General features: G+C 47.2%; 17 protein-coding genes and 1 pseudogene. 9 read left to right on the top strand and 9 right to left on the bottom strand.

Going from position 1 to position 24,893, the window contains the following annotated elements; all coding sequences use genetic code 11:
- Positions 1 to 540: 540 nt before the first annotated feature.
- Positions 541 to 1,557 (top strand): hypothetical protein, encoded by a 1,017-nt coding sequence (locus HMPREF9069_RS03125; RefSeq protein WP_021625685.1) that lies wholly within the window; start codon positions 541 to 543, stop codon positions 1,555 to 1,557.
- 564 nt (positions 1,558 to 2,121) lie between these two features.
- Here the strand turns inward: HMPREF9069_RS03125 and HMPREF9069_RS03130 are convergent.
- Genes HMPREF9069_RS03130 through HMPREF9069_RS03140 form a run of 3 tightly spaced genes read right to left on the bottom strand, consistent with a single transcriptional unit; the run spans position 2,122 to position 5,785 of the window.
- Positions 2,122 to 4,086 carry a PTS fructose transporter subunit IIABC gene (locus HMPREF9069_RS03130; protein WP_021625687.1) on the bottom strand — a complete coding sequence of 655 codons (1,965 nt, stop codon included), beginning with the start codon at positions 4,084 to 4,086 and terminating at the stop codon, positions 2,122 to 2,124.
- Between the two features lie 47 nt (positions 4,087 to 4,133).
- Entirely contained in the window at positions 4,134 to 5,036 is a 903-nt protein-coding gene (gene pfkB, locus HMPREF9069_RS03135; RefSeq protein WP_021625688.1) for a 1-phosphofructokinase, read from the bottom strand.
- A complete protein-coding gene (locus tag HMPREF9069_RS03140; protein ID WP_021625689.1) occupies positions 5,033 to 5,785 on the bottom strand; it encodes a DeoR/GlpR family DNA-binding transcription regulator in 753 nt (250 codons plus the stop codon). Before HMPREF9069_RS03140 ends, pfkB begins: the two co-directional genes overlap by 4 nt.
- A gap of 323 nt (positions 5,786 to 6,108) precedes the next feature.
- Here HMPREF9069_RS03140 and HMPREF9069_RS03145 point away from each other — a divergent pair, with 323 nt between their 5' ends.
- From HMPREF9069_RS03145 to HMPREF9069_RS03155, 3 genes are read left to right on the top strand one after another with little or no spacing between them, the layout of a single operon-like run.
- Entirely contained in the window at positions 6,109 to 6,576 is a 468-nt protein-coding gene (locus HMPREF9069_RS03145; protein ID WP_051317768.1) for a MarR family winged helix-turn-helix transcriptional regulator, read from the top strand.
- Positions 6,576 to 8,429 carry an ABC transporter ATP-binding protein gene (locus tag HMPREF9069_RS03150; RefSeq protein ID WP_021625691.1) on the top strand — a complete coding sequence of 618 codons (1,854 nt, stop codon included), beginning with the start codon at positions 6,576 to 6,578 and terminating at the stop codon, positions 8,427 to 8,429. The genes HMPREF9069_RS03145 and HMPREF9069_RS03150 overlap by 1 nt, the downstream gene beginning before the upstream one ends.
- Positions 8,422 to 10,401, top strand: a complete 1,980-nt coding sequence (locus HMPREF9069_RS03155) for an ABC transporter ATP-binding protein (RefSeq protein WP_021625692.1) — start codon at positions 8,422 to 8,424, stop codon at positions 10,399 to 10,401. Before HMPREF9069_RS03150 ends, HMPREF9069_RS03155 begins: the two co-directional genes overlap by 8 nt.
- Positions 10,402 to 10,689: 288 nt before the next feature.
- On the opposite strand, the gene HMPREF9069_RS03160 is transcribed toward HMPREF9069_RS03155, so the two are convergent.
- From HMPREF9069_RS03160 to HMPREF9069_RS03170, 3 genes are all read right to left on the bottom strand, one after another.
- Entirely contained in the window at positions 10,690 to 12,417 is a 1,728-nt protein-coding gene (locus HMPREF9069_RS03160; protein ID WP_021625694.1) for an ABC1 kinase family protein, read from the bottom strand.
- Between the two features lie 30 nt (positions 12,418 to 12,447).
- Entirely contained in the window at positions 12,448 to 12,867 is a 420-nt protein-coding gene (locus tag HMPREF9069_RS03165; protein WP_035438315.1) for a hypothetical protein, read from the bottom strand.
- A gap of 141 nt (positions 12,868 to 13,008) precedes the next feature.
- Entirely contained in the window at positions 13,009 to 13,731 is a 723-nt protein-coding gene (locus tag HMPREF9069_RS03170; protein ID WP_021625696.1) for an HAD family hydrolase, read from the bottom strand.
- Between the two features lie 206 nt (positions 13,732 to 13,937).
- Between HMPREF9069_RS03170 and HMPREF9069_RS03175 the strand changes: the two genes are divergently transcribed.
- Both HMPREF9069_RS03175 and HMPREF9069_RS03180 read left to right on the top strand, forming a co-directional pair.
- Complete coding sequence (locus HMPREF9069_RS03175) at positions 13,938 to 15,173, top strand: DUF1015 domain-containing protein (RefSeq protein WP_035438316.1); 1,236 nt, start codon at positions 13,938 to 13,940, stop codon at positions 15,171 to 15,173.
- Positions 15,174 to 15,518: 345 nt separating this feature from the next.
- Positions 15,519 to 18,089: a tetratricopeptide repeat protein gene (locus tag HMPREF9069_RS03180; protein WP_156894148.1), complete on the top strand. Its 2,571-nt coding sequence runs from the start codon at positions 15,519 to 15,521 to the stop codon at positions 18,087 to 18,089.
- 177 nt (positions 18,090 to 18,266) lie between these two features.
- Here HMPREF9069_RS03180 and HMPREF9069_RS03185 read toward each other — a convergent pair whose 3' ends face one another.
- A complete protein-coding gene (locus tag HMPREF9069_RS03185) occupies positions 18,267 to 19,589 on the bottom strand; it encodes a SpaA isopeptide-forming pilin-related protein (protein WP_035438318.1) in 1,323 nt (440 codons plus the stop codon).
- Positions 19,590 to 20,030: 441 nt separating this feature from the next.
- Between HMPREF9069_RS03185 and HMPREF9069_RS03190 the strand changes: the two genes are divergently transcribed.
- From HMPREF9069_RS03190 to HMPREF9069_RS03200, 3 genes and pseudogenes are all read left to right on the top strand, one after another.
- A complete protein-coding gene (locus HMPREF9069_RS03190; RefSeq protein WP_021625702.1) occupies positions 20,031 to 20,930 on the top strand; it encodes a DUF6017 domain-containing protein in 900 nt (299 codons plus the stop codon).
- Between the two features lie 13 nt (positions 20,931 to 20,943).
- Entirely contained in the window at positions 20,944 to 21,165 is a 222-nt protein-coding gene (locus HMPREF9069_RS03195) for a DUF5348 domain-containing protein (RefSeq protein WP_021625703.1), read from the top strand.
- Between the two features lie 157 nt (positions 21,166 to 21,322).
- A pseudogene (locus tag HMPREF9069_RS03200) lies at positions 21,323 to 21,655 on the top strand (PcfB family protein); the annotation flags it as partial.
- A gap of 180 nt (positions 21,656 to 21,835) precedes the next feature.
- On the opposite strand, the gene HMPREF9069_RS03205 reads toward HMPREF9069_RS03200, so the two are convergent.
- Both HMPREF9069_RS03205 and HMPREF9069_RS03210 read right to left on the bottom strand, forming a co-directional pair.
- Positions 21,836 to 22,822: an acyltransferase family protein gene (locus HMPREF9069_RS03205; protein ID WP_021625705.1), complete on the bottom strand. Its 987-nt coding sequence runs from the start codon at positions 22,820 to 22,822 to the stop codon at positions 21,836 to 21,838.
- 105 nt (positions 22,823 to 22,927) lie between these two features.
- Positions 22,928 to 24,871, bottom strand: a complete 1,944-nt coding sequence (locus HMPREF9069_RS03210; protein ID WP_021625706.1) for an alkyl/aryl-sulfatase — start codon at positions 24,869 to 24,871, stop codon at positions 22,928 to 22,930.
- Positions 24,872 to 24,893: the final 22 nt, after the last annotated feature.

Here is a 24,893-nt window from a genome sequence, read left to right on the forward strand (position 1 = left end):
GCAGGGCGATGCTGATTGAAACAGTCTGTGGCCTTTGGCAAACGGGACTGCGCCACCTGAAAGAATGTGTGGCTTTTGACAAGCAAAACCTGATCGTTAAAACAATGTATGGCACTTGACAAGCTGGGCGCTACTCGCTGCGGGAAAATATGGAGCCAGGTAAGCGAAGCACTGCTTGTTGCGGAAAAGCGTAGCTTCAGCCATGCAGCGCTGACAAGGCATCACTGTCGCCCAGTAATATAGTCTCCAACTATTCAATTGTTGAAAACTTCCCTATCACAAGTCCATTCACTACCGAATAGCATTGAATTCGCTATTACTTGACATAACTTTGCACAAGCTGGCAGCCGGCTGACAACCAGCTTGCAGCACCTTGTCATCAGCTTGCCATCAGTTGATTTGGCCAGACTGCCGCATGTCAAATACCTTAGAGTTTCTTCATACAATTTATCTACCAGCAACGATACGCTTATTTAGTCCACTTCTATAGAGCTACTTTTAGCTTCAGACTAAAAGACTCCAACAAGATTCGGTGATTACATGAGCGCATCTGCACCACAACAAGCTTCAACACTGCTTGACCAAGCAGAACTCCAGGCACGCTGCTTAGAGCCACTGAGTAAAGCACAGGGATTAGCCCTCTTCCGTCTAAAACAACGGGGTGCGGTTGTCTCTCCTCTGGAGGGGCTCTTTATACGCACCGAAGCTTGGGACCAACTCAATCCTGTAGAGAAACATCTGCACATTGCACGCGCTCTGCATGAAAGACATCCTCATTGGATTTTTTGCGGACCGACAGCAGCGGCGGCACATGGCCTTGCGATCAACTATAAATTTTTACACCACATACACCTCTGCCATCCAACGGATACCAATCGTAAAACGGGATTGCTGACTCATCACCGCTTTAACTCTCAAATGATAAATCCGCAATATCCCTTAGAGTTTCATGCGGGAATTCCTGTAGTGAGTTTGGAAGCGGCTGCCGTGCAATGTCTCTGCCTAATGGATTTTACAGACGGGCTCAGCATTGCAGATTCAACACTACGTGCAACGGGGAAGTCAGTAGGCTGGCTCGGTGCACAAATTGACGAGTTGGGACATGGCTTCCGGGGCATCAAACAAGCACGCATAACTGCTCGTTTTGCCAATGCATTATCCGAAAATGGAGGCGAGTCAACTGCGCGCGCAAAAATGATTAAGCTGGGATTTCATATCCCTGAGCTACAAGTAAATGTAACGGATTCTCTTTCTGGATCGCACTACCGAGTTGATTACTACTGGACATGCGACGACGGAAGTGCAATCGCGGGCGAACTAGATGGACGTCAAAAGTATAGTGACCCCACAATGACGCAAGGTCATACCTCTGTAGAGGTGTTCGCTGAAGAGCGTCTGCGCGAATCCCGCATCACCCGCGAAATGCGCGTCGTACGGTTTTCGTATGCCAATGTCTGTGACAGCAACTATTTCCAAGCGTTGCTGGATTCCTACCACGTACCTCGTGTCTCTTGCCCACCCGTTACGACAGCTGCGCAACGGAAAAGACGAGGATAGGACGTTGTAGGAGCCACATGCTATTTCACACTCGCGCTCGGTGTCAAAAGCCACGTTCTATTTCAGAAATCGCAGCCCCGCTTGCCAAACGCCACACTCTATTTCATGCTAGGTGCCAAACGCCACGTTCTACTTCACTTTTTTCGCCAAACGCCACATATCTCTTCACGCCCAAAAAATCTACCTGCGCAAACGTCAAGTCCTTTGAAACAGAGTGTGGCGTTTGACATTTTTTCTGAAATAGAATGTGGCTTTTGGCAAGCAGGGACGTGCTGATTGAAAGAGTATGTGGCGTTTGGTAAGCGGGGCCGCACTGCTTGAAAGAATCGGTGGCGTTTGACAAGCGGGACTGTAATCGTTGAAACAGTCTGTGGCTTTTAGCGGGGCTGAGAGGAAAAAGGGAGCCGCGCAGGGCGACTCCCTTGAACTGCAATAGACGAGCAGTACAGACACGCTGGCAATGCGGACGTGTCAGCAACGTGAACGCCAGTAGCGTGGTCGTATTGGTAGTGCAAGCGTACTGGTAATACGGGTTGCACGAGTAATGCCACGCTAGAGGAATCTTTACTCGCTGACAGGCTTCTTCCAGAAGGAAAGGATCAGCATGCCAACGATAGAACCAGCAAGCAGAGCAACAAGGAACATCACGGGATTACCAAGAACCGCAATAACCCAAGCACCGCCATGGGGAGCGGGGCTGTAGCAACCGAAGAGTGCAGACAGACCACCGGCAACAGCTGAGCCAACGATGCAGCTCGGGAGAACATGGGCAGGGTCGGCAGCCGCAAAGGGAATGGCACCCTCGGAGATAAAGGACAGACCCATGATGTAGTTCACCAAACCAGCATCACGATCAGCCTTGTTCCACTTGTTCTTAAAGAAGGTTGTGGACAGAGCAATAACCAGAGGAGGCACCATACCACCAACCATGCAGGAAGCCATGACTACCTGACCGGCAGAGCCAAGCGTGGCATCAGCAAGCAAACCCGTGGAAAAGACATAGGCAGCCTTGTTGAATGGGCCACCCATATCGATGGACATCATGCCACCGACAACAGCGCCAAGCAAAACAAGATTGGTCGTACCCATACCAGCAAGGAAGTTGTTCAAAGCAGTATTGATAGCGCCAAAAATCGGGTTAAGCAGGAACATCACGCCACCGATAACGAGCACTCCAAAGAGCGGATAAATAAGGATGGGCTTGATGCCTTCAAGAGACTTGGGCATACCCTCGCAGAGCTTCTCAATGCCAAGCATGATGTAACCTGCGGCAAAACCAGCAAAGAGTGCTGCCAAGAAACCACCAGAGACGCAGGCAGCGGCAGCAGCCTCAGCATCACCAGCTGCAGTTGCGGTCACATAACCCAAGCTATAGCCAGCCTTGGCAAACAGACCACCAACAAAGCCAGGCGCCAAACCAGGACGGTCAGCAATGGACATCGCGATATATGCCGCAAGAATGGGCAACATCAGACCAAAGGCTTCGCCACCGATTGCCTTAAAGAAGAAGGCAAAAGGTGTAGAAGAACCATAGTTGCCAGCACCAGCTGCACCCATATCAAAGAGGAAGGCAAGTGCCGTCAGGATGCCGCCACCAATAACAAAGGGCAGCATATGAGAAACACCATTCATCAGGTGCTTGTAGATGATATGACCAACACCCTCGCCATCGTCACCCGAACTCACTGGCGCAGCGCCATTACCAGCATAAATAGCAGCCTCACCATTCATAACCTTATTGATGAGCATCTCAGGCTCCTGAATGCCCTTGGTGACAGTGGTGGAGTAGACGGGTTTACCAGCAAAGCGTGCAAGGTCGACGTTTTTGTCAGCAGCGATTACGACACCCTTAGCGGCTTTGACATCTTCTGCAGTGATGACATTTTTGGCACCACCAGAACCCTGGGTCTCAACCTTGATTTTAAGGCCCATCTCGGCGGCCTTCTTCTCAAGACTTTCTGCAGCCATATAGGTGTGAGCAATGCCGGTGGGGCAAGCAGTAATAGCCACTAGGTCAAACTGACCCGTCTGAGCTTCAAGCTCGCGCTTCTTTTCCTGCTCGGCAACATACTGAGCATCCTCAGCTGCATTCAGCAGATTAAGGAACTCATCTGGCGTCTTTGCCGCACGTAGCTTGTTGCAAAGCTCCTCATCCACCAAGAGTTGAGAAAGGCTTGCAAGTACCTGCAGATGTACGTTGTCCTCGGTGTCGGGAGCCGCAATCAAAAAGACCAGCGTAGTTGGCTCGCCATCAAGTGCTTCATAGTCAACACCTGTAGGAATCGTCATCGCAGCCAAACCAGGCTTGCTTACCGCGGAGGACTTGCCATGAGGGATAGCAAGGCCATTTTCCACGCCTGTACTCATCTCGGCCTCACGGGCAAGAACTGCTTTTTTGTAGGTCTCAACATCAGTAATGTTGCCTTGATGCTCCATCAGCGCCACCATCTGGTCGATGGTTGAAGCTTTATCTTTTGGAGCACCTCCAATCTTGATTGCCTCGGGTTTGAGTAAGTCTTTAATCCTCATGCGGCTCCCCTTTCACCTAACATGCGTGTGCCAGCTATCGACCTGTCTTATAGAGTTGCAAGCAGAGCTTCCGCCTCGGCACGAGTCGTCAACTCAGACGAGAATGCAGATGCGCTGCCACACGCAACACCCATCTTGTATGCGTCCTCGTAATTGCCCTTCTCCAAATAACCCGCAACAAAGCCAGCAACCATCGAGTCACCAGCACCTACGGAGTTGACCACAGTGCCCTTAGGAGCAGGACCACCAGTAACTGTGCCATCCTCAGCAACCAGCACAGCGCCCTCTCCTGCCATAGAAATCAATACATTTGCCGCGCCGCGCTCCTGAAGCTTTTTTGCATAAGGCACAACCTCATCGCGAGTGCGCAGCTCAACATCAAAAATGGCCCCAAGCTCGTGATTGTTTGGCTTGATTAACCAAGGGTGATATGGCAACACGCGGGTAAGCAATTCACGCTCAGCGTCAACTACAATACGAATGCCACGCCCCTCAAGGCGGGCCATAATACGCTCGTACATATCAGCTGGCAACACAGAGGGAATCGATCCAGAAATCACCAGCACATCGCCTTCAACTAAGGTATCAAGCTGCTCAAAAAGTGCCTGCACATCAGCGTCGGTAATACGAGGGCCCATACCGTTGATCTCGGATTCCTCATCGCTTTTGATCTTTACATTGATACGTGAAAGACCTTCAGCAACATGAATAAACTTGCACTGAGCACCATAAGACTCCGTACGCTCTTCAATCTCACGACCAGTAAAGCCTGCGACAAAGCCCAATGCGATGGATTCATGCCCTAAATTGCCCAAGACAATTGATACGTTAATACCCTTACCACCAGGGAGAATTTTCTCGCTGCAGGTACGATTAACCGAACCAAGTTGTAGGTGTTCCACCCCCACTGCATAGTCGAGTGCCGGATTGAATGTAACGGTGTAAATCATTCAGATACCTCCACTACGTTGGGAAGCTTGCCGAACGCACTATCCACATCGCCTGCGGTGATAACCGTAGCCGAAGCGAAATCTGCAAAAGTTACGGGCGCAACACGACCAAGTTTGTCAGCATCCGCAAGTACAAAACGCTGACCCGACCTTTCCATAGCTGTGCGCTTGACCTGCGCCTCGTTGATATCAGGAGTGGTAAAACCTTGAGCACGCGTGGCACCATTGGTACCCCAAAAGCCCTTGGTAAAGTGATAACGCTGAATACCTGAAATTGCCTCAGGACCTACCAGAGCCTCTGTTGATGCCTTGAGTTCACCGCCTGTAAGAAAAGTGCGGTAACCCTTAAATACAAGCTTGCGTGCAAGCACTATCGAATTGGTGACAAACATTGCGCCTTGGCAATCCAGGGCATCCACCAGAGCTTCGGTGGTAGACCCCGCATCGATATAGACAAAATCGCCTGGCTCAATGAGTGCGGCAGCATGAGCACCAATGATTTTCTTTTCGCCTACACTCAGCGCATAGCGTTCATCCATAGCGCGATCGGAAGTCTCGTAAGTAAAGCTATTGATTGCCGTAGCGCCACCATGCACTTTGACGAGACGACCCATCTGAGCCAAAGCTTCGATATCACGACGAATAGTTGCAGGACTAGCGTCAAGTTCTTCTACGAGCCTGCTGGCCGAAATGCTGCCGTGAATATCAACGAGTTGAACTATGCGCTCGCGTCTCTCTGGGGCCAACATTTCGCCTCCTATGGAATCAATCCCATATCTGTTGTGATTGATTATGAGCTGTTTTAGTTTTATTGCAATCTATTCGCTCATATTCGCTCAATTATGGGCAAAATAAAAGGTAAACGGTCGTTATATCACCGCAAACGGTCGTTCTGCTTACTTCCTAACCCTGTTCACCCCTGCCATAGATATCCAATTTGAGCGAAATATGTACTTCTCCCGATAAAAACAAAAATATTATTCGGTACCTTGACATTAAATATTTCGGTACCTACAATCCCTCCATGTTCACAATTTTTAGGAGAAGAAATACTCGAGTGAGAGAGGAAATTATGCTCGAGACAGAAGACGAAAACGATAAGCTCACATCAGTGTCTATCGAACGTCAGGTACTTCGAAATTTTGGTTACTTCGGCTTTTTCTTGCACCGCCATGCAGGAGGTCGCGCAGGCAAACCCTATATCCTCATTGCTCTGCGCCAAGCCGGAGGAAGCCTTCCCCAGCGCGAATTGCTAAGCCAAGCAGGAACTGCAGCTGCGTCACTTTCTGAAGTGCTCACTAAACTCGAAAACGAAAAACTCATCGAACGCAGGCCCATGGAACACGATGGTCGTCAGCGTGAGGTGATTCTGACCGTAGAAGGAAGGGCACGCGCTGAGGAAATCAATGCCAAGCGTGAAGCCTTTATAGAGCAGTCCCTCTATCCACTTGCAGACGAAGAAAAAACTCAACTAGCTGGAATGCTTGACCGCATATCCGCACATTGGCACGAAATTGAAGATCGAGAGAGGGCGATGTAATGGCAAAAGAAGAACAAAAACAAGGCTGGGCAAAGCGCCTTGGCTTCCAAGATGGTGCTTATAGCTTTGGTGAGGTCATCGCCATCCTCAAACGCAGTATTCGTGAATACAAAAAACTTTCTATTGAGACTCCTGTTCTCGTAACGGGCGAGGTTGTCATCGAGTGTGCCTTGCCTTTCTTGACCGCAGGTCTCATCAATGCCATCAACGAAGGTGCTGGCATGGGCGTCGTTGCCAATTATGGCATTGCCCTCATTTTGCTGGCAATTTTGTCACTTGCCTTTGGTGCTGCAGCAGGTGTGACCTGCTCGACCGCCTCTGCTGGCTTTGCAAAAAACCTCAGGCACGATATCTTTTCGCGCATTCAAGATTTTTCCTTCTCCAATATTGATCGTTTTTCAACCTCGTCGTTGGTCACCCGCCTCACCACAGATGTAACCAACGTCCAGCAGGCATACATGATGATCATTCGTACGGCAATCCGCTCGCCAATGATGCTCATCTTTGCCATCATCATGGCTTTTGCCACGGCGGGCCCCATGGCGGCACTCTTTGTGGTTGTTGCCATTTTCCTAGGTATATTCCTCTTCTTTATTGCAGCGAAGGTTATGCCTATCTTCCGCCGCATTTTCAAGAAGTACGACCGCCTGAATGACTCCGTTGAAGAAAATATCGATGGCATACGTGTCGTCAAAAGTTATGTGCGCGAAGAATATGAGAAGCAAAAATTTGGAGATGCAAGTGGCTCGCTCTACCACGACTTTGTCCACGTTGAGCGTATCTTGGCTTGGAATAGCCCTGTAATGACCTTCTCGATTGATATCATCTTCCTTTTTGTCATCTACTTTGGCAGCAAAGCTATCATTCAGTCCAAAGGCACTCTGATGCAGGTAGGTGCTTTATCTGCTCTGCTTACCTATGGTATGTCGGTACTGATGAGCTTGATGATGCTCACAATGATTTTTGTCATGATTACGATGTCTTTTGAGAGTGCTCAGCGTATCTGCCAAGTACTCATGGAAACCCCTGATATCAAAAATCCCGAGCACCCTCTGATGGAGGTAAGCGACGGCAGCATTGACTTTGACAACGTGAGCTTCCGCTATTCTGAGCGCGCTGACCGTATGGCACTTTCTGACGTTGATCTACATATTAAAAGCGGCGAGGTACTAGGCATTATCGGCGGAACAGGCTCCAGTAAGTCTACCCTCATCCAACTTGTCAGCCGCTTGTATGACGCAACTGAAGGTACGGTGCGCGTGGGCGGTCACGATGTACGTGACTATGATCTTGATACCCTTCGCGATGCCGTAGCAGTTGTGCTACAGCGCAATGTCCTTTTCTCGGGCACTATCAAAGAAAACCTTCGCTGGGGCGACAAAAACGCCACCGATGAGGAACTTATCGAAGCATGTAAGATTGCTCAGGCAGATGAGTTTATTCAGCTGATGCCTGACAAATATGACACCTATATAGAGCAGGGTGGCACCAATGTTTCTGGCGGTCAAAAACAGCGTCTCTGTATTGCACGCGCCCTGCTCAAGCATCCACGAGTCCTTATCATGGACGATTCTACAAGTGCTGTAGACACCAAGACCGACCGTCTGATTCGTGATGGTTTGCGCAGCTACGCGCCTGAGACAACCAAGATTATCATCGCCCAACGTACTGGATCGGTCGAAGATGCAGACCGTATTTTGGTACTCAATGACGGACGTGTAAGCGCTATCGGCACCCATGATGAGCTGCTACACACATCCGAGATTTATCGCGACATCTATACCACACAAAACAAAAAGTCCCACGACGAGCGCATGGGCGATATCGCAGAGGGAGGAGAGGCTGATGAGTAAGCAAGACGAACTCAAGCAGGAAACTGCTCAAACAACTCAAAAGCCCGCAGGCGAAGGCGACTCCAAGCTTGGACACAAGCGCGGAGCTCGCAGACCCATGGCAACGCTGCGACGCGCCATCGGCCTCATGATGAATTACTATCCTGCCTACACAGTAATTATTGTTATTTGCATCATTGCGCAGGCCATTGTGGCGACCTTGCCTTCAATGTTTTTGCAGCAAGCCATTGCTGTTGTAAGTCAATATTGGAAGCAGGGCGATTGGTCAGCAGCAGCCGCTCCCCTTATGCAGATTGCATTTACACTTTTGGGTTGCTACCTGTTGGCATTGGTTGCCATCATCATCGAGACCCAGCTTGCTGCTGTGGTCACTCAGGGCACGCTGATGCGTGTGCGTGATGATATGTTTAGCCACATGGAAGATTTGCCCATCAGGTATTTTGATACGCGCAAACACGGAGACATTATGTCTGCGTATACCAATGACGTTGATACGCTGCGTCAACTTATCGGCGTAGCCCTCCCCAACCTGCTGATTTCTGGTATTGCCATGATTTCAGTACTCGCCTTAATGCTGTGGTATTCAGTGCCCCTGTCGCTGGTAGTACTGGTGGTTATTGCGCTGATGTTCTGGGTTACCCGTCTGCTGGGTAGTCGTTCTGCTCATTTCTTCTTGGATCAGCAGCATGAGATTGCCAATGCTGAAGGCTTTGTCGAAGAGGCTATGAGTGGTCAAAAAGTCATCAAGGTCTTTACCCACGAAGAGGCCACCAAGGCAAGCTTTGACGAGGTTAATGGTCGTTTATTTGAGGCTTCCAACAAGGCAAATATCTATGGCAATACACTTGCTCCCATCCTGATGAATATGGGAAACATCGCCTATGTGTTGGTTGCGCTTATGGGCGTTGTTATGCTTGAGACTCATATGGCCAACCCCTCGATTTCGGGCATGATTATCTCCATTGATATCGTGGTTCCCTTTCTCAATATGACCAAGCGCTTTGCTGGCCAAATTGGTCAGGTATCAAACCAGATTAACTTTGTAGTTATGGGTCTAGCCGGTGCTGAGCGTATTTTTGAGCTGCTTGATGAGCCCACCGAGACCGATGAGGGTTACGTTACACTCGTCAATGTTGTGCGCGATCCTGACGGCAGTCTGCACGAATGCTATGAAAACTCTGGCAAATGGGCCTGGAAGCACCCTCACAAGAAAAACGGCAAGGTTGATTTGATTCCGCTACAGGGCGAAGTGGTGCTTGCCGATGTGGACTTTGGCTATGAGCCTGGTCATGAGGTACTGCACGATATCTCCCTGTATGCATTACCTGGTCAAAAGGTTGCTTTTGTTGGCGCTACAGGCGCTGGCAAAACAACTATCACCAATTTGGTGAACCGCTTCTACGATATTTCTGACGGCAAAATTCGCTACGACGGCATCAATATTGACAAGATTCGCAAAGCAGATCTGCGCCGCTCACTCGGAATGGTGTTACAGGATACCAATTTGTTTACTGGCACCGTTATGGACAACATTCGCTATGGCAAGCTGGATGCCTCCGATGAAGAGTGCATTCGCGCAGCAAAGATTGCAGGTGCCGATAGCTTCATCCGTCGTCTGCCACAGAGCTACGAGACGATGCTGACCGACAATGCTGCCCGTCTTTCGCAGGGTCAGCGCCAACTGCTCTCAATTGCACGTGCCGCTGTAGCCGATCCACCAGTCATGATTCTCGATGAGGCAACAAGCTCCATCGATACACGTACCGAGCAGATAGTGCAGCGTGGTATGGACGCGTTGATGGAAGGCCGCACAACCTTTGTTATCGCCCACCGCTTGTCGACCGTTCGCAACTCTGATGTGATTATCGTGCTTGATCATGGCCACATTATCGAGCGCGGTACCCACGATGACCTGATTGCAGCCAAGGGTACTTACTACCAGCTCTACACCGGTGCTTTCGAGTTGGAGTAGTCAGACCGCCAGCATATACGTCTTTGCAGGTGTAACGTTACTTGCACTAATCAAGCGCCTAGTTGTTCGCAGCTAGGCGCTTTTCTCTGCTTCTCCACGCAGGCCTTCCCAAACAAAAAGGATTCACGATTCATCAACCATCCTGAAAAGGGTTCGTTTTTCTCGTTTTGCTTCACAAAACACCTGGTGAATTTTGAGTCAATGATGAATTATGAACCCAAAACAGTGATGCTGATGAATTGTGAACCTTATTCGCAACATGGAGGACGCAAGGTAAGCTGGGGGGAACTACTTATTTTGCTTGCGGCGATGGCTTTCGCGAAGGATGGAAATAACGATCCAAAGACCCAAAACAAGTGCCACTACATAGCCTAAAAATCCAATCACAGGAATGCCAAAAACAACAGGCTTAATGCGGGCAAAATACACCACCGATGAACCAATAAACAAGCCAGCAATAATAATACTCATTGCCAAGCGGTCAAGCGCATGTGCCAAACTGCGCATAGGCCGATGTAGGCCATTCACATCAAGCTGTGTCCTTAGTTGGCCGCGGGTAAGCATGCGCGAAATGTTTGACATTTCGCTTCCTGCCTGCAGCAAACTATGAGTTGCTCGCCCAAATTCCATCGCGTAACTACGTGCCTCATCAATGGGAGCAGCGTGATCTTTGCGTACATGACTCACATGCTGCCCAATGATGTCAACAATGGACGTACCAGGCAAAAATTCATCGACCAAACTCTCAAGGGTCACCAGCGAGCGGGCCAGCATCGTAACCGTACCCGGCAACTCGATGCCATTTTCACGTGCCATCGAAATCAACGCATTAAAGAAGCCCCCGATATCGAGCTCGGAAAGATCTGCTTCACCATAATTTGCAATAATTTGGTCTAGGTCTGCAAGCAAACTCGCATGATCAACTTCCGATACATCGGAGGAAGCAAAACGCAATAAACCATCTTTGAGTCGTACAGAATCACGCGTACCTACTGCTACAACCATATCGGTCAGTGCTGCTCGATCAAGCGCAGTCAGGCGTCCCATAATGCCTAAATCGAGAAAAATCAACTGCCCATCGCGTACGACAAGGTTGCCTGGATGCGGATCGGCATGGAAGAAACCATCGTCCAGCATTTGGCGCGTGTAATTGTCAACCAGCTTTGAGCCAATTTCGGAGAGGTCATAGCCTGCCGCTTTGAGCTCATCAGTTTTGTCGACAGGGATACCCTCAACGTAATCCATCACGACTACATGACGGGTACACCAGCGCCAATACGGCTTGGGGCAGTCAACAAATTTGCAGTTAGCATTATTGCGGCCAAACTCATCAAGACTTTTAGCCTCGACCAGAAAGTCCGTTTCTTCGACAAAAGACTGCCAGAGTTCATCGACCACTGAAGAAAAATCAATGAACTGCTTGCCCCGCATCAATTTGTCCATACGGCGCGCAAGAGAACGCATGATAGAGATATCCTGCGCCATCTTTTCTTGTACCTGAGGACGCTGAATTTTGATAGCTACTAGCTCACCTGTAACAAGACGCGCCTTATGCACCTGAGCAACCGATGCCGAACCCAACGGCACGTCGTCGATAGCGTCAAAAATATCCTCAATGGGGGTTGTATATTCGTCACGCAAAGCCTGCAGCATGGTCGTACGGTCCATGGGCTCGACTTCGGTACGTAACTTTTTGAGTTCATCACAAAAGCTTTCGGGCAAAATCTCCGAACGCATAGAAAGAATCTGCCCTGCTTTTACAAAAGTAGGCCCCAGCTCCTCAAGCAGAGACCTCATGCTCCGCGGCGTCAAACCATGCCAGACATCATAATGGCTGGCAATCGCCAAGATTTCCCTCAGACGAGACAGTTTGCTCGCCCGCGTAATTTGGTACTGGTCGGACGATGCATCTCGCCCACCAAAAATACCTATAGTCTCAAAGGCACCTTCTTCCGCCTTGAGAGCTTCTTCCCAGCCCTCAAGGCGGTCTTCAGGTCCAAATTCGTCTTCAGTCACGGAAGAAAAACCTTTGCGGCACAGCGAATGCTATGCCTCAGCATCCTCGGACTTAGGCTCGTCCGCTGGCTCTACCTCAATTTCAACCTCAATATCGGGCTCCTCAACAGGCTCACCATCAACCTCAACAGGCTCAGCATTGAGGTCTTCTTTGATCTGAGTAATTTTTGCCACGTAGGCCTCGCGCTCCTCGGGTGTCATACCACGCAGACGGGCACGCAAAATACTTGCCTCGGTATCACTACTTGCCGCAGAAGCCTTGTGCTTGAGCTCTTCGTTGAGCGTCTTGCCCTGCTCTACCGTAAGCTCGCCCTTCTTGACCAGCTCTTCGATAATCGCGCCAGACTTTTCTGCAATCTGACCAGACATTTCTGCGCCAGTTGCAACAGCACCAATACCGGCTAGAAAAATCTTACGGGCGGTCTCGGACATGTCGTCAATCAGTGCCATGATAAGCTCCTTTGTTCGTAGCTTGTACGGGTGTACACCCGTTGGCTTTTGTATACCCATCGTAGGCGAGCTCTGACAAAATTTTCCGCTCGTCTCCATGAGAACACCGTGAACGGTGGTTTTTGCCCTTCAGTTCAACAGCTAAAGGCCGCGAAGGATACGACCAAGCTGAGCCACACTGTGTACCACCGTGATGGCGCCTGCTTCCTCAAGCTCGCCGGCAGGCGCTGTATCGCCAAAGTAGACACCGATGCAGGGCATGCCAACTTGTTTGGCAGCTTCGACATCATAATGCCTGTCGCCTACCATTACCGCTTGTCCAGCCGTAAAACCTAGCTTGTCGATGGCAGCCTGGATGGTATCAGCTTTGGTCTGCTTGTTAGTATCGTTTTTCTTGCCCTCAATAGCTTCGAAATAATCAGCAATCTTGCCATCGCCTACACAACGCTCAAGCAGGCCCTGTCGTTTGGATGAAGCAACAGCTAAATGGCGCCCGTTGGCCTGCAACTGTGCCAACAACTCGGGAATACCGGCAAAAGGAGGCCAAGCTTCGGGACCGCAAGCATCATACAGCCTACGATAATGTGCAGTGACAGTGGCCGCATCTTTCTCCGATAAGCCATATACCTCGGTATATGCTTGAGGAAAAGGTGGTCCAATCAGACGACGCAAGTCGCCCATCTCTTCTTCACTCATGCCAAAATCGCTTAACACAGTATGTGCCGTAGCCACGATTGAATGAGTGGTATTACCCAGCGTGCCATCAAAATCAAAAAGGATACAGGGGCGCTGTGCAAGATCGACAATTCGCTCGATACCTCGTGGACCACCCGCATCAAGATCTGATAAAAAACGATAATTCATTCAATTCCTCCAAGCTTAGCGGCAAATTTCTTGTTAAATACGTCACCGCGACTCGAAATACACAAATCTATTTTATCTACTTGAGTTGTCACGAACTCAATACTCTGCTTGAGTTACCATGAACTCACAATCTATTTGAGTTGCAATAAACTCGTTCTCTGTTTGAGTTGCAATAAACTCGTACGACCACAGCAAAAGGGATATCCATGCACACTCAGCCAATATTCTGTTTTCGTCCCACACCTGAGAGAGCGGCTGATTTTGCTGCTCCACCCTATGATGTGTTTGACCGTACAAGTGCAGCTGAGTATGTAGCAGCACATCCTCAGTCATTCTTGGCCATCGATCGACCTGAAACCGCTTTTTCAGCAGAGCAGGACATGTATGCTCCCATAGTTTACGAAAAGGCACGTCAGCTGCTTAATGAGCGTGTAGTTGATGGCACCTTATTGCGCGATGAGTCGGCTTGCTACTATATCTGGCGCATGGCAGTCGATGGACATACCCAAACGGGTTTGGTTTGCGGAGCAGCGGTATCTGATTACGAAGATGGTGTCATCCGCCGTCACGAGTTGACGCGCAAAGACAAGCAGCAAGATCGCATTAACCACATACGCGCAACTAGTGCGCAGACAGGACCCATTTTCCTTGCTTATCGCGACAACAGCGCACTGGATGCCTTGATTACACTGATGAGCAGCGCGGAGCCACTGTACGATTTTACAGACGAGGCTGGCTGCCACCACAGCATTTGGCGCGTGGCGCGTGATGTAGCTGTAGGATCACTACAACTCATACTCGATCAAATACCTTGTGCCTACATTGCCGATGGACATCATCGAGCTGCATCGGCGGTTGCGGTGTGCCAAGAAAAGCGCACAAAGTTACAGGAAACAGACCAGAATACCTCCAGCGAAGCAGATACATTTTTAGCAGTACTTTTTCCAGCGAGCCAGTTGCATATTTTGCCGTACAACCGCGTTATCACTGATAAAGGCAGTAAAACGCAAACTGAAATATTTGCGGAATTGTGCAAGCAGGGCTTTGCCATTACGGAGGTAGATGATGTGGTAAACCCTGCTCAAAAAGGCATGTTTGGCTTGAAACTAGAAGGTAAATGGTATGAGTTAAGACTTACTGAGAAGTCTGCAAAAGATGACCCTGTTGCAAGGCTTGATACCTCTCTTGTTCAAAATCTTATCTTAAGCCCGATTTTTGGTATCAATGACCCTGCAGTTGACCCACGCATTTCTTTTATTGGTGGCAAAGACGCAGCTCGACGCAGTGGGGAAGCCGCAGGAGATACGGGCGTTGCCATCACTTTGCACGCAACTTCGCTCGATGAGCTGATGTCCGTATCCGATGCTGGTTTGTTGATGCCGCCAAAGTCAACGTGGTTTGAGCCAAAACTCCTATCGGGACTTTTTATTCGTCATATCTAGTCTAAATTCCACCACAGTCCCATTTTGCGGATATCAAAAAAATGTATCCGGTTTTGATATATGTCTACAACAGTGGAGGCATATCGAAAAAGCATAGCTAGGTTGAGCGTACAAAGCTTAGTGTCTTTATTTTTGACAAGTTTTGCTTCAAAAAATGTATCTAAGAAAACAGCTGCTTAACAGCTCTTTAAGACAGCTGTTTTGTTACAAGGAAGGTTTTAATGTCTGCCTGCTGGGGTATAAAACTATACAGAACAACTTGTGAAAGTGAGACGAATGCGACTTTTTGGCCGTACTGATAAACAAAAAAATAAGGAAGCTTTAGCGCTTACTAGGAAATCGCAATTGAAGAAAGCGATTCTGTGGGTGTTGGGAATATCAGCTGCACTGAGCATAGCGAGATTTACGCCGAACAAAGAGTTGGCAATTGCCGTATTGCTGGGTGTTATCGGTGGTGCTGTCAGCGCATATTTTCTTTTGCAGTCAAAACGCGAGGTGCTGCCAGCAAGAAAGCCTCTTGCTGTTGATGATGTCAAAACTACTTGCCCTGTTGATGCTACAGAGCTTGCAGCTGAAGATACATCCAAAAGAAAGGATGTACCCAATCCCAAGCTGAACCTTAATACTACACACGCCGATCAGGCACTTAACTCGTCTGAAGCGCCTGTAGTAGCCGAAGATGATGGTGAGCCCGCTTATCGCCAGTCACAACTTGACTTTACAGAGTTCACCAAAAAGCTACTTGAAAGCCCTGATCCTTTAGGTGAGCTCAAACTCTTTGCTGCAGATGTACGTGAACGCGAAAACTTCTACGGTGCCCCCGCCCTTGAAGAAGCAGACCTTGGCGAAGCAGAACCCAACGAGACTGTATCTCAGTTTGAATATGCCAAGGATGAAGAACCCCTACTACCCTCTGGTGTAGAGCTTTTCTTGGCACATCGCCTATATGAGTCGGGACTTTTTGACGAGAAGATTGAATTGCCTCATATACGCATTGTACGCCCTCATGCATCAGGCATGCTTTATCTTAGAATTGAGCAAGGACAGCTTCCCTACTCAGCAATGCTCACAATTCTGCGCATCGAAGCGGCACTCAATGCACTGCGCTTTGCTTACAGTTATTTTGAAGACCCACAGGATGCAAGCGAAGAAGATGTCGCCGTTCTCCAGCAGCGCATTACTTCTTCGATTGTGGCTCAGGCCGCACCTATTGATACCCCTATTGAGCTGCCTGAAGGTGTAGAACCTGATGGTGAGTGGGCAGTGCGCAACTGCATCTCAACAGCTATCGAGAGCTTCCAGTTGCCCTATCGCTTGACCGCATCATGGCGCACCAATGTTGCCGATGGAAATGTCGCTATCGAAATTCAACTGGTACCTTCAGATGTCTTCCCCAATTCATGGGCAGTGCCGACGCTAAATGATGGAAACAAGCGCGTGAAAACCACCAAACAGATGCGCCGCCAAATGGCTTCTGCTTATGCTATTCGTCTCGCCCTGCTTTTGGCGGCAAGTGCGTTTCGCGCATCCTCCAAAATTAAGCATGTTTGGGTAGCAGGCATTCTGGATAATGCCTCGCGTCATGATTGCTATCTTTCGGTGGATTTTGACCGTTGGCGTTTTGCCAAAACGGAGCTTGATCATACCGATGACCTTGAAAAAATTATGCGACCCTTCTGTCCTGTCATGCGCCTTGAGGATGGCTTTTTGCGTCCTGTTACGCAGAGTTTTTCTCTTTCAGAAGAGCGCTTCTGCCCGCGACGGCGTTATGAAAGCGTTTCGCTGTCAACACGCAAGCTACCAAAACACCTAGCAAATGCGCTAGGCACCGACCACGTCAGCGGACTTGCTATCCAAGAATCCGAGAAGCGCGAAGCAATCGCTGATGACATTTTGCGGCGCTTGGTGGCGCCCGCGCGTGAACATGCAACTCAGCATAACGTCCACACCATCCTTGAGCTGGCAGGAGACGATCCTGACCCTAGTGTTCGTAGCGCTGCAGAGCGTACAGCAAATGCTCTAGTACGCGGATCGATTGATGGAGAGCCTCAATCAGTTGTCGAAGAATTTATGACAGGCGATGTGCTATCTCGTGCCTGCGAGCTAGCACGCAGGTCGTTACAAGCTCGCAACGCCACAGCTGCTCTTGAAGTACTCAAGGCTGCGCTGGAGCCACTGGATGCAGCCGGTGCATATGCTGATTCTCCACAGGTAGAATGGCGTTATTTCTCGAGTTTTGTAGACCGTGCGCTATACAATCGCAGTCACAAAGCCAATGGTCGCAGCCTCATGCTAGTACCTGATACCTACTACAATGCTCACGTGCTCGCAGTTATGGCTGAGCTCGCGCTGGGTCATGCTCAGCGCGCAACAGAACATGCCCAGGAATTGGTGCGTATTGCTCCCCTAGATGCACATGCAAAATTGCAATTGGTACGTTGTTTGGAAGCATCAGACAATGATAAAGCAGCTGTTGAGCTTCTAACGCGGTTGCTTAAAGAAGCGCACGATCCTCAAGCTGTTGGTACTGCTTACTACCGCATGGCTTTCTTCCAATGGAAGCAGGGCAATATTTTGGCCGCACGTGCGTGCTATCAGATGGCAACACAATTTGTGCCAGCTGCTGCACCAACCATTGCAATGGAACTCACAGCGCTCGCAATGCAGACAGGCACCAAAGATGCACGCGAGCCGCTCTCACCCACCGAACTGCACCACGTCCTTGAGACTCACCATATTCCCGAGTCACCTACCGATGAGATGTCTGGGGTCTTTATGGAATGCGCCCAGGCATCACTAGATGCAGAAGTTTTTCCTGTTGCGCGGAACTTCTTGTCCACACTGGCAGCCTTTACTCCTGACGATATCATCGTCGGAATGATGAACTCTCTCGAAAGTTTCCCCGACTCCTTGTAAGGCCACTATAAAGCCGCTCCACCTCTACCCAAACCTGTTCTAAGCTAAAAATCTGACCCAACCTCAGATTGGATCAGATTTTTCTGCAGACCATCTACCTACTCTTTTATCTCAGTTTACCTGGTGGATTCCTCGATAATCAATTGGGGACTCAGGAAACTCAATAACAAGGCTGTATTAGCTATTCTTGCGAGCCTGCTGTAGACCTAAGCCTGCAAGCAGAACAATGACACCTGCGCCAGTCACAAACGGGACATATGAGTTGTCTCCAGTCTGAGGAAGTGCAGATTTCTTAATCCTCTTTGTAACAGTCTTGCGCTTAGGAGTCTTTTTGGGAGTCTTGGGAGTCTTCGGAGTGTCCTTGGGAGGCTTAGGGGTCTCAGGAATCTTCTTATTGCTAATGGGATCAAGCACAGCGGAGAGATGTGTGTTGGTCAAATCAAAGGTATGGGTCTCAGGGTTAATCTCATAGCCTTCGGGTGCCTTTGTCTCGTTAAGTGTATAGCTACCCCACTCAAGACCTGTCACCTTCAGCGAACCAAGAGCAGGATCTTCGTCGTTCTCACCATTATCGACTACCGTCTTTAAGAAACCATTTTCACCTGCGAGCAGCCACTCTGAACCACCCAACAGCTCGGAGTTCTCAGCGGCAACCTTGGTCCATGCAAGTTCTCCAGGAATGCGACCATCCTTAATCTCCCCTACAAAAATAGGGGTATCAAAGTCGCTGTTCTCATTGAATTCAAATGTATAGGTATTTTCGTCGATGGTATAACCCTTAGGAGCCTTGGTTTCCTTTAGCGCATAAGTACCCCACATGTTTTGGGTGTCCTTCTTTACGCCCCAAGCAAAACCAGAAACCTTCAGTGAACCAATTTCGGGATCTTCGTCATTCTCGCCATTGTCAACGACTTTCTTGGAGAAGCCATCTGCTCCCGTAATCAACCACTCAGAACCACCGATTTTCTCAGAGGTCTTTGCATCAAGCTTTGTCCAGTTAATCGTTCCAAGCTTGCGCGTATTGGTAAGATGAAAAACTCCATTGTCGTCTGTCTTTATCTGAGAAGTAAATCCAGGCGTTGGAATTTCTCGACACCGATATGTCATTTTATTAGCAATACCGCCAGGCTCATTTGCCGGAGCATAAATAACAAACTGCCAATCATCATCGCCATTATGAGGATTGACATCGGCAGAAAACTGGTTTTCGTTACCAGTGTAGATGCAATCGATCAGTTCAGCTGTAGTTCTGTGAATTTTAAATTTGGCAACGACAGACTCATACTTTGGCTTGGTTGTATCTGGCCTTCTATCAGGACCAAGAGGATATCGAGTCGCAAGGAGCTCTACCTCAATATAATCGGGATGCTCAAATTCAGTACTATCCCGTGCATACGCAACACGTGTAAACAAGGCGCTTGTCAGCAGGGCAAGCGAAAAAAGTACAATTACCCCCCCCCTTAGTTTCTTTAATAGAATGCGTAAATCCTTCAAATTCATCAACATCTCCTTTCTAAAATACAAACTATAAAAACTCCTTATTTATTATAAACTTTAATAATTAACCCTCAAACCCCTTGAAATACAAGGATATTTGCAAGAGAACAAGTTGAATTTACTACCAATTTACTACTTTTGAGGAAAAAGCCTTGATGTGCTGTAAAAACTCTTGCAGATAGGAACATTTTACCACAGATAGCACAAAGCATGTTGTGAGGATCAAAACTAAATAGGAAATCGTAAAAGCGGTGTTCTTTCGCTTCTGTTAAAGGAAGCATAGGATGCCGCTTTTTTCATGCCCATGTTACGAAGTAGAGGTAAATAAGGGCTTGAAATACAAAGCTTTCAGAGGGCGGTTTTGAAAAAGTAAGGGAAATATACCTTTTCTTTCAAAATTGCCCTTTTACTGCGTAACAAATAAAAAACGAAAGGAGTATCCGCATGGCAGTTTTCAGAGTAGAGAAAAACAAAGGCTATACCGTCATGAGCAATCATCATCTGCGAAACAAAGAGCTAACGCTAAAAGCAAAGGGCTTGCTCTCACAGATGCTTTCACTTCCGGAAAACTGGGACTATACCCTTGCCGGACTTTCCCATATCAACAAAGAAAGTATCGATGCCATTCGTACTGCTGTCTTGGAGCTTGAAAAGACAGGATATATCGAAAGGTCGCAAGGCAGGGATGAGAAAGGAAAAATGACAGCTATTACCTATGCCATTTATGAGCAGCCGCAAAGTCCGGTACCCAAAAATCCAACATCGGATAAGCCGGTATTGGAAAATCCGACAACGGATAATCCGACGTCGGAAAATCCAATGCAATTAAATAAAGATATACAAAAAACTGATCTATCAAAAAAAGAAGAAATAAATAAAGATGGATTAAGTACCGATTCCATTCCTATCCTTTCCCCTAACCCCTCTCCTTTGAGAGAGCCGCCTTTATCGGAAAAGAACGGAAAGGAAGAAAAAGACGCATACAAAATCTATGAGGAACTCATCAAGGACAATATCGAGTATGAACACCTCATAAACACAAAACGCCTTGATCGTGATCGCATTGATGAAATTCTTGACCTCATTCTTGAAACCGTATGCAGCAAAAGAAAAAGAATTTTAATTGCAGGCGACGAATACCCGGCAGAGCTTGTGAAGGCAAAATTCATGAAGCTTAACAGCGAACATATTGAATTTGTCCTTAACTGTATGCAGGAAAACACAACGAAAGTCAGAAACATCAAACAGTATCTAAAGGCGGCACTTTTTAATGCTCCGTCCACAATAGAAAACTATTACACCTCACTTGTAAATCACGATATGTACGGAAGAAACGACTTCTAAAGGAGAAATCACTATGAAACAGGGAACCATTATCTTTGACGAATACCGCGACCTTTATGACATCCGTTTTGACTTGAAAGACTACTTAGGAGGTCTTTATCCCGGAGATCAGTTTGAAGTCTTTACCTATGGAAAGTGGAAGCCCACCGAGATAGATATAGACAAAAACGATGAATGGTACCTGAAAGGAATACGGGGAAATATAAACGGGCTTCGGGTAAGAGTTAAGGAATAAAAAAATTCAGAGAACAGGAAAGGAGGATGACAGTTGCAGGATGAAATAAACGAAAAAGTAATTGCCCTGTATATTAAGGGTGGAAAATTACAGCAAGGTTGTTGCAAAAGGCAATAAAGATTTTTCTTGCCGAAATTAAAAACAATCTTCAAAACAGCAGCTTCCCCACGGGAACCAAAGTCTGAAACAGCTTATGAAGCAAAATACAGGTATTTCCAATATCGAAATCACGGATAAAAACATCAAAGCCTTTGAAGCGACGGCAAAGAAATACGGAATCGACTTTGCACTGAAAAAAGACAGCAGCACTTCGCCGCCCCGGCACCTTGTATTTTTTAAGGGTCGGGATGCGGATGTTCTAAAGGCGGCATTTACCGAGTTTTCACAAAAGAGGCTGTCAAAGGAAAAGCTGCCCTCTGACTTTTTATACGGTTACTTTGTGATTATCAAGCGTAGGAATGTTATACTTTTTCATCAAAGTCAATTGTAAAATGAAATTGAACTAAAAAAGTTCCATAGAAGATCACATTTGGTATAATTGATTCACCATAAAACAAAGAACCAAAAGGTGATAATTATGGAATATAATAATATTACTGAAACTATTTGGTAATTTCCTGAGTTAAACCGTTCTGACGAAGTAATTTTAATTTTACGCTGATCCCCATTTTTAGATTTCTTCCGAATTTATCATTTCCATCTGCCTTCCCGGGAAAATGCCGAATAGCTGTGGTACATACCTGGCAATGACTTTAATTAGATATCCCGAAATAAACTTTGTCAGAACCATACCCACCAGAAAAATCAGCATTTTCGGTATAGAAAAAGGAATGAATCCAAGGAGCGGCAAAACCACCTGTTGCAAAAGTGGCATATGAATTACTAAAATTCCCATGGTGACACGGTTAATTCCCTCTTCGTTTTGCTCATTTATTACCGGACCATGTTTTTTCCAATTACGGCTGATAAGAGACGAAATGCTAAGTACAAGCAGACAACCCGATAATGAATTTACAAAAAACCAAACTATATCGCCGTAATCTCCACTTCTCAGCAGGACCATTTCAAGACTCTCTGCCCTCAACACGCTCCCCGCAATGAATACGGTTACCGAAAGTACGAATATCAAGACTGTGCACACCGGATTCTTTCCCACTTTTTCAATCAAAGGCTTCATAGAGTATCCCAACAACATGAAACCCGCTGCTGTAAAAGCTATGTTAATGCACCAAGGATAGGAAAGATTTCCGAGTTTTGGAAGGAGGATGCCCGCCAGAAATAAAAATACAGCAAGCAATGGCAAGGCAAATCTCTTTAAGGAATCAAAACTCGAAGCAAGAGAAAGAACTCCCTCTAATATAATTCTGGCTACAAACATGCAAGGAAAAAACCATAATATAGGAAGTGTGCCGGCTCTAATCAATGCTTCATAAGAACCATACAGTAACCAAATTAAGTTTCTATACGAAAAATTCGAATATATCAGCGACCATAAAAAGTAAGGAAATATGAAGGAAAGAGCCATTCTTCGCAAAAAATCGCACCATCCGTTTTGCCCTTTTCCCTTATGTGTAACTAATGCAAGACCGCACAGCAGAAAGAAGATCGGCATATGAAAGGTAAAGAGCACCCTGCGAAAAAGTGAAGTCTCTCCCATTCTTGCTGTCGCTGTTGCAAGGATGATGAGCAATATTGTTATAGTATTTGCAGTTTTAAGGAAGCTGACTGCACCTCTTTTTTTTTAAGCACTGTTATTTTCACCTCACGGTTCTATTATGTTGAATGTTCTTACTATCGGCGACATATATTTTAAAAGACGCAACGGTACCGTCCTATCTCCAGTTATAACAATCTGATCCATTACTTCTTTTTTCCCAAATATAAGTGACAGGAACTGAATGCGTTTCAGACTGATTGAACAGTCTGCCATACTTTTTGCTTCGCCCTTATAGACGAGAAGAATACCATCTCTTCTAATCGCAAGGAACTCTTCGTTCGTATCGGTAATTTTCAGGTTGAGAGTAAAATTATCGTCTTGCGCCGCCATAGAATCCGTCATAATATCTATGTATGACAGTATCATTTCCGTTGTCATACCCATCATCATTACTTCATAGCCTTTTGCGGTTCCTTCTTTGCGTGACTGATTTCCGTCAAAAAGCTCCCACGCTCCCATAAGATATGCACAACGCCACGGACCGCTCTCAGATTGATAGCCGAGTTGTTCAAGTGCCATTGCACAAAGATCTCTTGCTTCCTGAAAATCCGGTTTGGCAAATACAATTTCCTTTGTGAGCTGAGCTACCCATTGGTATTCTCCCTTGTCGAAATCCTCCTTAGCCTTGCTCATAACCCTTTCTAAATCGCCCAAGTATGAAATCCATTTTTTTGCGGTATCTTCGGGAGTAAGCGGATTAAGATTGACCGGATTGGCATCGTACCAACCCATGTAACGCTGATAAACAGCTTTTACATTGTGACTCAGCGTGCCATAATATTGACGGCAATACCACACTTTGTTAAGCCTGTCCGGAAGCTTTAAACTCCTTGAAATTTCAGCAGATGTCATTCCCTGATTGATATAATGCAGCGTTTGATTATTTATATATTGATAAACCGCAGCCGTATCCCGCATATATTCCTTTATTGTTTCTTTTCCCCAGTGCGGCCAGTTGTGAGATTGAAAAACTACATCGGTCTCGTCTCCAAAAAGATACTCGGCTTCCAGTATGAAATGTGCCCATGCCTCAGCATCACGCACTTCAGCGCCTCTGAGAGTATAGATATTATGCATGGTTCCTGTGCAATTTTCAGCCATCCAAAGACCTTTATATTTGGGGAAATATGCATTCATTTCCACCGGTGCTTCTGTTCCAGGAGTCAGATGAAAGCAGATTTCAAGCCCGTCTATAATTAAAGTATCATTGCTCTTAATCTCTATCGTAGGTGCCATAAGACCGACTGTCCCTGTGGACTGACCGAGTCCTATACCTATTGCCATACGATCTTTTTCACCGGCTTTCATAGGAGACCCGTACTGATATTGAGCTCTTCGTCCCATAGCAGGTCCGCAGTAAATGTTTTCACTCACAGCATGTTTCAAGAAACCTTCGGGGGCTAATATCAGAATCTTACCGGAAGCGAGCTGTTCTTCTAAGCTGAGTTTTGCATCTGCTACCTGTTCAGCCTTCACTGCACCCATAATTCCGCCATAGTGATCTATATGAGAATGACTATAAAGAATTGCCTTGATGTTGAGTTTTCCGAAATGCTTTTCCATGAGTATCATAGCTGCTTCCATATTCTCCTTGCACATCAAGACATCAAAAATTATCCAGCCGTGATCTGTTTTAATGAAAGTAGCATTTGCCATATCATACCCACGTACCTGGTATATACCATCACATACTTCAAAAAGCCCTGCGTAGGCGTTAAGTTGGGTATGTCTCCATAGACTCGGATTTACCGTATCCGGTGCTTCCTTATCCTTGACAAAATCGAAATTTTCGAGATTCCACGCCACTTCTCCGTCATCACGCTTAATGACGAGTCCGTCCGGAGATTCAATCAGACCTCTCAATGCACACTCTTTTTCACGTTCGTCTCCAAAGTTAAGCAAAGAATACCAGGTTTGATTAGCTTTAGCCGTACTCGCCGTTGCACACGAACAACGGGTCCTGCCCGAAGATTTTCTTTCAATTCCCATAATATTTTTCTCCTGTTAATAT

The organism is Atopobium sp. oral taxon 810 str. F0209, from assembly GCF_000466405.1.
In the GTDB taxonomy this organism is placed as follows: Bacteria; Actinomycetota; Coriobacteriia; order Coriobacteriales; family Atopobiaceae; genus Olegusella.